A 12116-nucleotide genomic window follows, 5' to 3' on the forward strand; every position below is an offset into this window, starting at 1 on the left:
CGCCCCGCGGGATAGGCTCGGCCGCCGGACGGGCGACCAGCGGCATTACGTGCGGCGGATCACACTTGGCCGTACTGCTGGCCGTGGCGCAACCAGCGTTCGAGCAGCGGGCTGACATGCTGCGGCCAGCGCGCCAGTAGCTCTTGCGCCGCCTCGCGCACGGCCGGCAGCAGATCGGCGTCGCGCATCAGGTCGGCCACCTTGAACTGCAGCAGACCGGTCTGGCGGGTGCCGAGCATCTCGCCCGGTCCCCTGAGCTCGAGGTCCTTCTCGGCGATAACGAAGCCGTCGCAGGTCTCGCGCATGATGCCTAGGCGCTCGCGGCCAAGCTGCGACAGCGGCGCGTGGTAGAGCAGCACGCAGTGGCTGGCGGCGCTGCCACGGCCGACCCGCCCGCGCAGCTGGTGCAGCTGGGCCAGGCCGAGGCGCTCGGGGTTCTCGATGATCATCAGGCTGGCGTTGGGCACGTCGACGCCCACCTCGATCACGGTGGTGGCGACCAGCAGCTGCAGCTCGCCGCGCTTGAACTCGTCCATCACCGCGGCCTTCTCGGCGGGCTTCATGCGCCCGTGGATCAGGCCGACGCGCAGTTCGCCCAGCGCGGCGGAGAGCTCCTCGAAACTGGTCTCGGCCGCCTGGCAGGTGAGCTCCTCGGATTCCTCGATCAGCGTGCACACCCAGTAGGCCTGGCGGCCTTCGCGGCAGGCCAGGCGCACGCGCTCGACCACCTCGAGGCGGCGGCTGTCGGCAATCACCAGGGTGTTCACCGGCGTGCGCCCGGGCGGCAGCTCGTCGAGGATCGAGGTGTCCAGATCGGCGTAGGCGCTCATCGCCAGGGTTCGCGGAATCGGCGTGGCGGTCATGATCAGCTGGTGCGGGCACAGGCGCCCGTCGATGCCCTTCTGGCGCAGGGCCAGGCGTTGCTGCACGCCGAAACGGTGCTGCTCGTCGATGATCACCAGCGCGAGCTTGGAGAAGCGCACCTCGTCCTGGAATAGCGCGTGGGTGCCGACCACCATCGGTGCGCCGCCGGCGATCTGCTCCAGCGCCGTGGCGCGGGCCTTGCCCTTGAGCTTGCCGGCCAGCCAGGCGACCTCGATGCCGAGTGGCTGCAGCCAGCGGCTGAAATTGAGGAAGTGCTGCTCGGCGAGAATCTCGGTCGGCGCCATCAGCGCCACCTGGTAGCCGGCCTCCAGCGCCTGCAGGGCGGCCAGGGCGGCGACCACCGTCTTGCCGGCGCCGACATCGCCCTGCACCAGGCGCAGCATGGGCTCGGGCTGGCTCAGGTCGTAGGCGATCTCGGCGCCGACCCGCTGCTGGGCGCCGGTGGGGGCGAAGCCGAGGTTGGCCAGGAAGCGCTGCGGCAGCTTTTTGGCCGGCGGCAGTACCGGCGCCGCCTGGGCGCGCACCTGCTCGCGCAGGCGCTGCAGCGACAGCTGGTGGGTCAGCAGTTCCTCGAAGGCCAGGCGATGCTGGGCCCAGTGGCGACCCTCGGCCAGCTCTTCCTGGTCGGCATCCGGCGGCGGCCGATGCAGGTAGCGGATGGCCTCGGCCAGCGGGCCCAGCTGGTAGTCGCGGCCCAGCTCGGCGGGCAGCCAGTCGGGCAGGCTGTGCGGGCCGAGGCGGGCCAGGGCCTGCTGGCTGAGCTGGCGCAGGCGCTGCTGGGTCAGGCCCTCGGTGGTCGGGTAGATCGGCGTCAGGGTCTGCTCCACCGGCGCCGGCTCGTCGCTACTCTGGGCGCGGTATTCCGGGTGGTAGATCTCCAGGCCGGTGGCGCCGGGGCGCACCTCGCCGTAGCAGCGCAGGGCGGTGCCACGCTTGAGGCCGTCCTTCTGCGCCTGGCTGAAGTGGAAGAAGCGCAGGGACAGGGTGCCGGTGCCGTCCTGCAGGCGCACCAGCAGGCTGCGGCGGCGGCCCATGGCCACATCGGCGCCGGCCACGATGCCTTCGACAACGGCATCCTGGCCCGGACGCAGGGCGCCGATGGGCGTGATACGGGTGCGGTCCTGGTAGCGCAGGGGCAGGTGGAACAGCACGTCCTGCAGGTTCTCCAGGCCGACCTTGCCCAGCTTCTCGGCCAGCGCATCACCGACGCCCTTCAGCGCGGTGACCGGGACCTGCGCCAGCTCGGTCATGCCGGGATGGCTTCACCCTGGGGGCGCGCCACCGAGCACAGGCGAATCGAGTCGGCCAGCACTTCGATGGCCTTGGGCCGCGGGAAGCTGGCGCGCCAGGCGATGGCCACGGTGCGGTAGGGCGCCGGCGCACTCAGCGGGCGCACCTCGATCACGCCGGGGGCGTAGTGGTGGCTGTCCACCGCGGAGAACGGCAGGATCGAGATGCCCAGGCCGGAGGCGACCATGTGGCGGATGGTTTCCAGCGAGCTGGATTCCACCGTGGTGTGCTTGGCCGAGTCCTCGCCGCCCTTGCGCAGCGACGGGCAGGCCTCCAGCACCTGGTCGCGGAAGCAGTGGCCCTCGCCGAGCAGCAGCAGGCTCTTGTCGTTGAGCAACTCCTTGTCGATGGTCTCGCGCTCGGCCCAGGGGTGGCCGGCCGGCAGCAGGGCGAAGAACGGCTCGTCGTACAGCGGCTTGGTCAGCACGTCGGCTTCCTGGAACGGCAGGGCGATGATGATCGCGTCCAGCTCGCCGGTGCGCAGTTTGTCGCGCAGGATGTGGGTGAAGTTCTCTTCGATGTACAGCGGCATCTGCGGGGCGACTCGGTGCAGCTGCGGAATAAGGTGGGGGAACAGGTAGGGGCCGACGGTATAGATGGCGCCGATCTTCAGCGGCGCGGTCAGCTGGTTCTTGCCGGCCTGGGCCAGCTCACGGATGCCCTGGGCCTGCTCCAGCACCTTCTGGGCCTGGGTGACGATGCCCTCGCCGACCGGCGTCAGGCGCACCGCGCTCTTGCTGCGCTCGAAGATCAGCACGCCGAGTTCGTCTTCGAGCTTCTTCACCCCCACCGAGAGCGTCGGCTGGCTGACATGGCAGCGCTCGGCCGCGCGGCCGAAGTGCTGTTCCTGGGCAAGGGTCACTATGTAGCGCAGTTCGGTGAGGGTCATAGGTAAATTCCATTGAGATGCCGCCAAGCATAGCGACTGTATTCAATGGAACCAACCGGGCCGCCGATAAAGATGCGGCCCGGTTCATGCCGCTCAGCGGGTGAGGGTGAAGTTCAGCGGATAGTCGATCGACATGCTGCCGCCGCTCAGCACCTTGGTCGGCGGCGCCGGCACCGGGCTGGCCTTGCGCAGCTGGCGCTGCACGTCGCGGTCGAAGGAGTTGCGCGCGGTGGACTGCTTCACCTCGGCGGCGAGGATGCGCCCGCGGGTGTCGATGGTGAAATTGAGCAGCAGGGCGTGCTTGCTGCCGGGCTTGTTGAAGCGCCGCTCGCGATCCGGATAGCGCAGGTGCTTGCTCAGGTAGGCCTGCACCTTGGCCATCCAGATGGCGCGCTCGCGGTCGATCTCGCCGGTGCTGACCTGCTGCTGCACCGGGGCCTTGATCGGCGCCGCGGTCTTCTCCTGGCTCGCCACCTTGGGCGCCTCGGGCTGCGGTTTGACCTCGGGCTTCGGCGGCTGCGGCTTGGGCTGGACCTTGGGTTTCGGCTTGGGCTTGACGATGGCGATCTTCGGCTCGGGCACCTCGACGATCTCGGGCTCCGGCAGTTCCTCGATCACCGGCTCCGGCGGCGTCGGCTGCGGCGGCGCGACCATCGGCTCCAGCTCGATCAGCATGGCCGCCGGTTGCAGCAGGATCGGCGTGACGGCCGGACGCCACAGCAGGGCGGCGTAATAGACGACCAGGTGCAGGCCGATCACGGCGATCAGGCTGATGACCCACAGCGGCAGGCGACGCGCTTGGCTCATTGCGCGCCGACCGTTTCCAGGCCCACCAGGCCGATCTTCAGGTAGCCGGCACCGCGCAGGTTGTCCATCACGCCCATCAGGTCGGCATAGTCCACGCCCTTGTCGCCGCGGACGAAGATGGTCTTGTCCTTGTTGGCGCCGGTCAGGCGGTCCAGGGAGGCGCCGAGCTGGGTCGCGTCGACCTGCTGGTTGTCCAGGTACAGGCTGGTGTCTTCCTTGATGCTCAGGTAGATCGGCTTGTCCGGACGCGGCACCGGCTTGGCGGTGGAGGCCGGCAGGTCGATCTTCACGTCCACGGTGGCCAGGGGCGCGGCGACCATGAAGATGATCAGCAGTACCAGCATCACGTCGATGAACGGGGTGACGTTGATCTCGTGGTTTTCCTGGAGGTCGTCACCGCCCTCGTGCAGATGCAGCCCCATGGTTCAGACCGCCTTGGCGATCGGCGCCTGAGCGCGCTCGCCGGCCGGCTGGTCGAGGTCACGGCTGACCAGCAGCAGGACCTGGGCCGAGGCATCGGCCACCTGGGCCTTGTAGCCGGCGATGGAGCGGGCGAAGACGTTGTAGATGACCACGGCCGGGATCGCGGCGACCAGGCCCAGGGCGGTGGCCAGCAGGGCCTCGGCGATGCCGGGGGCGACCACGGCAAGGTTGGTAGTCTGCGATTCGGCGATGCCGATGAAGCTGTTCATGATGCCCCACACGGTGCCGAACAGGCCGACGAAGGGTGCGGTGGAACCGATGGTGGCGAGCACGCCGGTGCCCTGGCTCATGTTGCGGCCGCTGGCGGCGACCAGGCGCTCCAGGCGGAAGCTGACGCGCTCCTTGATGCCTTCCTTCTCCTTGCAGCCGACCGACAGGCGCAGCTCTTCGCGGGCGTCCTCGATCAGCTGGGCGCTGAAGCTGTGCTTGACGCGGGCCTGCTCGGCGGCCTGGTTGAGGGTGCGCGCGCCCTTCAGATCGGGCAGTTCGCGCTGCAGGCGACGGCGCGCGATGAGCAGCTCCAGGCCCTTGGCGATCCACACGGTCCAGGTCAGGATCGAGGCCAGTACCAGGCCGATCATCACGCTCTTCACCACGCGGTCGGCGTTTTGGTACATGCCCCACGGCGACAGGTCGTGCAGCAGCTCTTCCTCGCCTTCCAGCGCCGACTCGGCCTGCAGCGCCTGCAGGGCGGCGAGCAGTTGTTCGGCGTCGGCGCCGCTGATGTTGTTCTGCTGCAGGAATTCCTGCTGGGCGGCGGCGACCTGTTCGGCAGTAGCCTGTTCGCCCAGGGTCTCCAGCTTCTGCTGCAGGGCGGCGGCCTGGGGATGCTGGACCGGCGGCGGCAGTTGACCGGCGCTGGCTGGGGCGCCACTGGCATTGGTCAGCGGAGCGGTTGCCGGAGCGCTAGCGGCCGGTTGCTGCGCGACCGGAGCCACTTCCTCGGCCGTGGCGCCGAACGGCAGGAGCAGGCCGAGCAGCAGGGCTGCCATGGGCAGGCGGGAAGTGCGGGTTGGCTGAGCGCGGAGGGCGGTAGAATTCATGCTGGCCGGACCTGAAGTGAGGGAGCGTCGGACGGAGGAAACGGCACCTCCGTGCAAAAACGGGGTGTATTATTGCAAGTAATTCTTGTTTGTGAAAGATACAATGTAACTATTCGCCGTGCACTTCGGATTCAGTGCACTGAATCCGGCGTTTCCTTGAGGTACTCCTAGTGATGTCCAAGACCCTGATGATTGCTGGCTGCGGCGATGTTGGCAGCCGCCTGGCGCGGCGCCTGGCGGCGGCCGGCTGGAGTGTTTACGGCCTGCGGCGCGATGTCGCGCAGCTGCCCGCCGAGATCCGTCCGGTCGCCGGCGATCTGCAGCAACCGGTCTGTCCTGAGACCTGGCCCCAGGGCGAACTGGACTATCTGGTGTATTGCGCCGCGGCCAGCCAGCACGACGAGGCCGGCTACCGCGCCGCCTATGTCGATGGCCTGCGCCACGTGCTGGGCTGGCTGGCCGCGCATGGTCAGCGTCCGCGGCGCCTGCTGTTCGTCTCCAGCAGTGGGGTCTATGTGCAGCAGGGCGGCGAATGGATCGACGAGGATTCACCGGCCGAGGCCGAGGGCTACTCCGGCCGGGTTATGCTGGAGGCCGAACGCCTGGCCCTGGCCAGCGGCCTGCCGGCGACCCTGGTGCGTCTGACCGGGATCTACGGCCCCGGTCGTCAGTGGCTGCTCAATCAGGTGCGCCAGGGCTATCGGGTGACCAGCGAACCGCCGCTGTACGCCAATCGCATCCATGCCGAGGATGCCGCCGGGTTGCTGGCCTTCCTGCTGCAGGCGGATGCCGAAGGCGCGCAGCTGGCCGACTGCTACCTGGGCGTGGACGACGAACCGGCGCCGCTGCACGAGGTGGTGGGCTGGCTGCGCGAGCAGTTGGGCGTGACCCAGTGGGCCGAGGAGAACAGCGTGCGCCGCGCCGGCAGCAAGCGCTGCAGCAATGCCCGTGCCCGCGCGCTGGGCTGGGCGCCGCAGTACCCCAGCTATCGCGAGGGCTATGCGGCGGTGCTGGCCGATCAGTCGTCGCTGCGCCCGGTGTAGCGCCCGCTGTCGTCGTAGTGGCGTCCGTCCGGGTCGTCGCGGCCCTGGTAGCGCCCCGAGTCGTCGTAGTGGCGACCATCCTGATCCTGGCGGCCGGTGTAGCGGCCACTGTCGTCATAACTGCGGCCGTCGCCGTCGATGCGTCCCGTGTAGCGGCCGGAGGCATCATACTGGCGGCCGTCCGCATCGGTACGGCCGGTGTAGCGCCCACTGTCATCGTAGCTGCGGCCATCGTCGTCGGTGCGCCCCAGATAGCGGCCGCTGTCTTCGTAATGGCGCTGTTCGGCCTGGACGGCCAGGCTCGCCAGCAGCAGGCACAGCAGGAGCGCGCGCATGTCGCTCAGTCGCGCTGCAGCAGCCAGGCCTGGCGCCCGGGACGGAAGCTGGGCACCTCGTCCGGCGCCGACTGGTTGAGCGCCTGGAGGATGCGCAGCTGGTCGCCGTCGCGCTCGAAGATCCACGAGGCACCCTGCTGGCCGAGCTGCAGCCACAGGCTATCGTGCTCGCCGGCCATCGAGGCGCAATCGCCGGCCAGGCACAGGGCGTAACGCTCGGCGCCGGGCAGGCCTTCCAGGCGGCCATCCGGGTGGAACAGCACCAGGCCGCCCTTGCCGACACCCTCGCGGATCATCCATTCGCCGCCCAGGTAGGCGTCGTACAGCGCCCACTCGAAGCTGCTGCCGATCGGCGCGCCGTCCTCCGCCTGGTGCGGCGGGCGGCTGAAATGCTGCTCGGGGCCGTAGGTGCTGGCTTGCTGCACCAGCTGGTCACCCTGCAGGTCGAGGTTCTCCTGATAGTCGCCCTGGTAGCTCACCTGCCAGTGCCCCGGTTCGCCGGCCGCCAGGCGGCCTTCGGGTGCTTCGAAGCCGTTGCTGTAGGTGGCCAGGCCGCGCTGACTGTCGAGCCGCCATTCCAGGTTGGGGCCGTGGGCCAGCAGAGCCTCGCGCAGCGGCCCGCCTTGGCGGGCGCTGTCGATGATCGGCTGGTTGATCCAGGTGCCGTCGGGGCTGTCGGCGGCGCAGCCGGCCAGCAGGCCGGCGCTGAGGGCGATCAGGAGGGGGCGACGCATGGGGTTATTCGAGAACCAGGATGCCGTCCATTTCCACCTGCGCACCGCGCGGCAGAGAGGCCACACCGATGGCGGCGCGGGCTGGGTAGGGCTGCTCGAAGTAGCGGCCCATGACTTCGTTGACCTTGGCGAAGTGGCTGAGGTCGGTGAGGAAGATGTTCAGCTTGACCACGTCCTTGAACGAGCCGCCGGCGGCCTCGATCACCGCCTTGAGGTTCTCGAACACCTGCACGGTCTGCTCCTCGAAGCCCTGCACCAGTTCCATGGTCTGCGGGTCCAGCGGGATCTGCCCGGACAGGTACACGGTGTTGCCGGCCTTGATCGCCTGGGAGTAGGTGCCGATGGCGGCCGGGGCGTTGGGCGAGGAAATGACGGTCTTGCTCATGACGAACTCCGATTCGGATGAATTGTTGTTGTACTGCGACATGGCGCCGTCAGGCGCGCATGCGGGTGATGCGGATGACGCCGTTGAGGGCGCGCAGCTTCTTGATGACGCGGGCCAGGTGCACGCGGTCATGCACGCTGACCACCAGCTGGACCACGCTGATGCGGCCGTCGCGCTCGTCCATGCCGATCTTCTCGATATTGCCGTCGGCGGCGTTGACGCTGCTGGCGAGCAGGGCGATCAGGCCGCGCTGGTGCTCCAGCTCGACGCGCAGTTCGACGTTGAATTCGCCGGCGACATCCTTGGCCCAGTTGAGCTGGATGCACTTCTCCGGGTTGTGGCGGATGTCGGCGATGTTCTTGCAGCTGTCCAGGTGCACCACCATGCCCTTGCCGGCCGACAGGTAGCCGACGATGGGGTCGCCGGGGATCGGCGTGCAGCACTTGGCGTAGCTCAGCACCAGGCCCTCGGTGCCACGGATGGCCAGCGGGCCGTCCGGGCTGGGCGCGGCGTCGCCGGTCTCGGCCAGCAGGCGGCGCGCGACCACGTAGGCCATGCGGTTGCCCAAGCCGATGTCTTCCAGCAGGTCCTCGATGACCTCCAGGCGGTATTCGCCGAGCACCGCCTGCACCCGCTCCGGGGCGATCTTCTCCAGGTGGCTGTCGAAGCCGGTGAGGGTCTTGTTGAGCAGGCGTTCGCCGAGGTTGATCGACTCCGAGCGGCGCTGCAGCTTGAGCGCGTGGCGGATATGGGTGCGGGCCTTGCCGGTGACCACGAAGTTGAGCCAGGCCGGGTTCGGCCGCGCGCCGGGGGCGGTGACGATCTCCACCGTCGAGCCGCTTTCCAGGGCCTGCGACAGCGGTGCCAGGCGGCGGTTGATGCGGCAGGCGATGCAGCTGTTGCCGACGTCGGTGTGCACCGCGTAGGCGAAGTCGACCGCGGTGGAGCCCTTCGGCAGCTCCATGATGCGGCCCTTGGGCGTGAATACGTAGACCTCGTCCGGGAACAGGTCGATCTTCACGCTCTCGATGAATTCCAGCGAGTTGCCGGCGCGCTGCTGCATCTCCAGCACGCCCTTGACCCACTGGCGAGCGCGGGCATGGTTGCCCTTAGGCGCGTCGTCGCCATCGGATTTGTACAGCCAGTGGGCGGCGATGCCGTTGTTGGCCATCTCTTCCATCTCGCGGGTGCGGATCTGGATCTCGATGGGCACGCCGTGCATGCCAAACAGGGTGGTGTGCAGCGACTGGTAGCCGTTGGCCTTGGGAATCGCGATGTAATCCTTGAAGCGGCCCGGCAGGGGCTTGTACAGGTTGTGCACCACGCCGAGGGCGCGGTAGCAGGTGTCGACCTTGTCGACGATGATGCGGAAGGCGTAGACGTCCATGATCTCGTTGAACGCCCGGCGCTTGCCGCGCATCTTCTGGTAGATGCTGTAGAGGTGCTTCTCGCGGCCGATCACTTCGCCCTGCAGGCCTTCGCGCTGCAGGTAGGCGGTGATCGACTCCTCGATCTTGGCGACGATTTCCTTGCGGTTGCCGCGGGCGCGCTTGACCGCCGTACGGATGCGCTCGGAACGCATCGGGTGCATGGCCTTGAAGCCGAGGTCCTCGAACTCCACGCGCATGCTGTGCATGCCCAGCCGGTTGGCGATGGGGGCGTAGATTTCCAGGGTTTCCTTGGCGATGCGCCGGCGCTTCTCGCCGGACAGCACCTCCAGGGTGCGCATGTTGTGCAGGCGGTCGGCCAGCTTGACCAGGATCACGCGGATGTCGCGTGCCATGGCCATGGCCATCTTCTGGAAGTTTTCGGCCTGGGCTTCGGCCTTGGTCTCGAAGTTCATCTGGGTCAGTTTGCTGACCCCGTCGACCAGTTCCGAGACGGTTTCGCCGAACTGCGCGGTGAGCGCTTCCTTGGCGATGCCGGTGTCCTCGATCACGTCGTGCAGCATCGCGGCCATCAGGCTCTGATGGTCCATGTGCATGTCGGCGAGGATGTTGGCAACGGCGAGCGGGTGGGTGACGTAGGCTTCGCCGCTGCGGCGGCGCTGGCCGTCGTGGGCCTGCTCGGCGTAGAAGTAGGCGCGGCGGACCAGGTTGACCTGGTCCGCGGCCAGGTAGGACGAGAGTCTGTCGGCGAGGGTATCTATGCTCGGCAAGGGATCACCCCCTGCCGCGCTGGCGCTTGACCCGGTGCCGCGAGACTTCGACCAGGCATAGGCTTACAGAGGCTCGTTGGCCTCTTCCTCGAAGGCGACGGCGAACAGCGGCTCGTCCTCGACCAGGTCTTCCTGGGCAACGAACTCGGCATCGACCAGGCCGGCAGCGATTTCACGCAGGGCCACGACGGTCGGCTTGTCGTTTTCCCAGGCGACCTTCGGCTCCTTGCCGCCGGTAGCCAGCTGACGGGAACGCTTGGTAGCCAGCATGACCAGCTCGAAGCGGTTGTCTACGTTCTCCAGGCAGTCTTCAACGGTAACGCGGGCCATGGTGTTCCTCTTGGCGAATAGCAAATAAGGCTGGGCCCGAATGGGCGAGCGGACTGAATAGTCTAAAAAATCACCAGCGTTTAGGGAAGGCCTTTCGGCGGCCGGTCAGACCAGCAGCTCACTGAGCAGGCCGGCATGGCGCTGCTGCTGGCAGCTCTGCTGCAGCTGATTGGCGCGGAAGATGGCCTTCAGGTCGTCCAGGGCATGGGCGAAATCGTCGTTGATCACCAGGTAGTCGTACTCGACGTAGTGGCTCATCTCGCTGACCGCTTCCTGCATGCGCCGCTCGATGATCTCGGCGCTGTCCTGGCCACGGTTGGTCAGGCGATGGCGCAACGCTTCTTGTGTGGGCGGCAGGATAAAGATCGATTTCGCTAGCGGCATCAGCTTGCGCACCTGCTGGGCGCCCTGCCAATCGATCTCCAGGATCAGGTCGGAACCTGCCGCCAGGGTCTGCTCGACCCACACCTGCGAGGTGCCGTAGAAGTTGTCGAACACCTGGGCGTGCTCGAGGAACTCGCCGCGTTCGATCATCGCGCCGAACTGGGCGTGGTCGACGAAGTGGTAGTTGACCCCGTTCTGCTCGCCCGGGCGCATGGCGCGGGTGGTATGCGAGACGGAGACACGGATGCGCGCATCGCTGTCGAGCAGGGCCTTGACCAGGCTGGTCTTGCCGGCGCCGGAGGGTGCGGAAACGATATAGAGGGTGCCGGTGGTGACGGTCATCTGCATGTCCTGATAACGCTTTGGTTCAAGCCTAGCGGCTATTCGATGTTCTGGACCTGCTCGCGCATCTGCTCGATCAGGACCTTGAGGTTGACGGCGGCCTGAGTGCTGCGCGGGTCGAAGGCCTTGGAGCCGAGGGTATTGGCCTCGCGGTTGAGTTCCTGCATGAGGAAGTCCAGGCGCCGTCCGGCGGCGCCACCGGCCTTGAGCACGCGGCGCACTTCGGTCACGTGGGTGTTCAGGCGATCCAGTTCCTCGGCCACGTCGCTCTTCTGGGCGAGGAGCACCAGCTCCTGCTCCAGACGCTGCGGGTCCACTTCAGCACGCATTTCGGCGAAGCGGGTCTCGATCTTCTGACGCTGGTTGGCCAGCATCTCCGGCACCAGCGCGCGCAGGGCGACGACTTCCTCGGCGATGCTATCCAGGCGCTCGTTGAGCAGATTGGCCAGCTCGGCGCCTTCGCGGGCGCGACCGCTCTTCAGTTCGCCCAGGGCCTGCTCGAACAGTTGCAGGGCGGCGGCATTCAGGGCCTGCGGGTCGGCGGCGTCGGCCACCAGCACGCCGGGCCAGGCCAACACTTCCAGGGGGTTGAGCGGCGCCGGCTGCTGAATCAGGGCCGCCACCTGCTCGGCGGCGGAGATCAGTTGGCGAGCGCGCTCGCCGTCCACCTGCAGGCTCTTGCCGGCGTTTTCCTCGGCGAAGCGCAGGGTGCACTCCACCTTTCCGCGCGACAGGCCCTGGCGCAGGGCCTCGCGCACGGCGCCTTCGAGGTCGCGGAACGAGTCCGGCAGGCGCAGGTGCGGCTCCAGGTAGCGATGGTTGACCGAGCGCAGCTCCCAGCTCAGGGTGCCGTGGGCCTCTGCGCCTTCGACGCGGGCGAAGGCAGTCATGCTGTGCACCATGGGGGAGCCTCGTGAAATGACGAATGGGCGCGGATTGTAGCGCAGAGCGACCGCCGGCCCAATCCGCCCCGTCGCGGCGCTATAATGCCGGCAGGTCGGGCGCCGC

The 12116-nt window shown here is 67.9% G+C and carries 13 protein-coding genes; 1 reads left to right on the top strand and 12 read right to left on the bottom strand.

Annotated features, from left to right (window positions below; translation table 11 throughout):
* Positions 1 to 59: 59 nt before the first annotated feature.
* The 5 genes from recG to exbB all read right to left on the bottom strand — a co-directional run bounded on the left by recG (position 60) and on the right by exbB (position 5397).
* Positions 60 to 2135 carry an ATP-dependent DNA helicase RecG gene (gene recG / locus FFS62_RS19785; RefSeq protein WP_137974574.1) on the bottom strand — a complete coding sequence of 692 codons (2076 nt, stop codon included), beginning with the start codon at positions 2133 to 2135 and terminating at the stop codon, positions 60 to 62.
* Positions 2132 to 3064, bottom strand: coding sequence for a hydrogen peroxide-inducible genes activator (locus tag FFS62_RS19790; RefSeq protein WP_137974575.1), 933 nt, complete (start codon positions 3062 to 3064; stop codon positions 2132 to 2134). The genes recG and FFS62_RS19790 overlap by 4 nt, the downstream gene beginning before the upstream one ends.
* A gap of 93 nt (positions 3065 to 3157) precedes the next feature.
* Positions 3158 to 3871: an energy transducer TonB gene (locus FFS62_RS19795; protein WP_137974576.1), complete on the bottom strand. Its 714-nt coding sequence runs from the start codon at positions 3869 to 3871 to the stop codon at positions 3158 to 3160.
* Positions 3868 to 4293, bottom strand: a complete 426-nt coding sequence (gene exbD / locus FFS62_RS19800) for a TonB system transport protein ExbD (RefSeq protein WP_137974577.1) — start codon at positions 4291 to 4293, stop codon at positions 3868 to 3870. Before exbD ends, FFS62_RS19795 begins: the two co-directional genes overlap by 4 nt.
* Positions 4294 to 4296: 3 nt before the next feature.
* On the bottom strand, positions 4297 to 5397 hold the full coding sequence (exbB, locus tag FFS62_RS19805; protein WP_137974578.1) for a tonB-system energizer ExbB: 1101 nt from the start codon (positions 5395 to 5397) through the stop codon (positions 4297 to 4299).
* 173 nt (positions 5398 to 5570) lie between these two features.
* Here exbB and FFS62_RS19810 point away from each other — a divergent pair, with 173 nt between their 5' ends.
* On the top strand, positions 5571 to 6440 hold the full coding sequence (locus FFS62_RS19810) for an SDR family oxidoreductase (RefSeq protein WP_137974579.1): 870 nt from the start codon (positions 5571 to 5573) through the stop codon (positions 6438 to 6440).
* On the opposite strand, the gene FFS62_RS19815 is transcribed toward FFS62_RS19810, so the two are convergent.
* From FFS62_RS19815 to FFS62_RS19845, 7 genes are all read right to left on the bottom strand, one after another.
* Positions 6416 to 6775 (bottom strand): type IV secretion protein Rhs, encoded by a 360-nt coding sequence (locus FFS62_RS19815; protein ID WP_137974580.1) that lies wholly within the window; start codon positions 6773 to 6775, stop codon positions 6416 to 6418. The two genes, FFS62_RS19810 and FFS62_RS19815, sit on opposite strands and share 25 nt — an antisense overlap.
* A gap of 5 nt (positions 6776 to 6780) precedes the next feature.
* Positions 6781 to 7509: a hypothetical protein gene (locus tag FFS62_RS19820; protein WP_137974581.1), complete on the bottom strand. Its 729-nt coding sequence runs from the start codon at positions 7507 to 7509 to the stop codon at positions 6781 to 6783.
* Positions 7510 to 7513: 4 nt separating this feature from the next.
* Positions 7514 to 7894: a RidA family protein gene (locus tag FFS62_RS19825; RefSeq protein ID WP_137974582.1), complete on the bottom strand. Its 381-nt coding sequence runs from the start codon at positions 7892 to 7894 to the stop codon at positions 7514 to 7516.
* 49 nt (positions 7895 to 7943) lie between these two features.
* Positions 7944 to 10052, bottom strand: coding sequence for a bifunctional GTP diphosphokinase/guanosine-3',5'-bis pyrophosphate 3'-pyrophosphohydrolase (gene spoT, locus FFS62_RS19830; protein ID WP_137974583.1), 2109 nt, complete (start codon positions 10050 to 10052; stop codon positions 7944 to 7946).
* Positions 10053 to 10115: 63 nt separating this feature from the next.
* On the bottom strand, positions 10116 to 10382 hold the full coding sequence (rpoZ, locus tag FFS62_RS19835) for a DNA-directed RNA polymerase subunit omega (RefSeq protein WP_137974584.1): 267 nt from the start codon (positions 10380 to 10382) through the stop codon (positions 10116 to 10118).
* Positions 10383 to 10487: 105 nt separating this feature from the next.
* Entirely contained in the window at positions 10488 to 11108 is a 621-nt protein-coding gene (gene gmk / locus FFS62_RS19840) for a guanylate kinase (RefSeq protein ID WP_137974585.1), read from the bottom strand.
* A 38-nt stretch (positions 11109 to 11146) separates the two neighbouring features.
* Positions 11147 to 12010 (bottom strand): YicC/YloC family endoribonuclease, encoded by an 864-nt coding sequence (locus FFS62_RS19845; RefSeq protein ID WP_137974586.1) that lies wholly within the window; start codon positions 12008 to 12010, stop codon positions 11147 to 11149.
* Positions 12011 to 12116 lie beyond the last annotated feature (106 nt).

Origin of the sequence: Pseudomonas sp. F(2018) (genome assembly GCF_005508865.1) — a bacterium.
In the GTDB taxonomy this organism is placed as follows: Bacteria; Pseudomonadota; Gammaproteobacteria; order Pseudomonadales; family Pseudomonadaceae; genus Aquipseudomonas.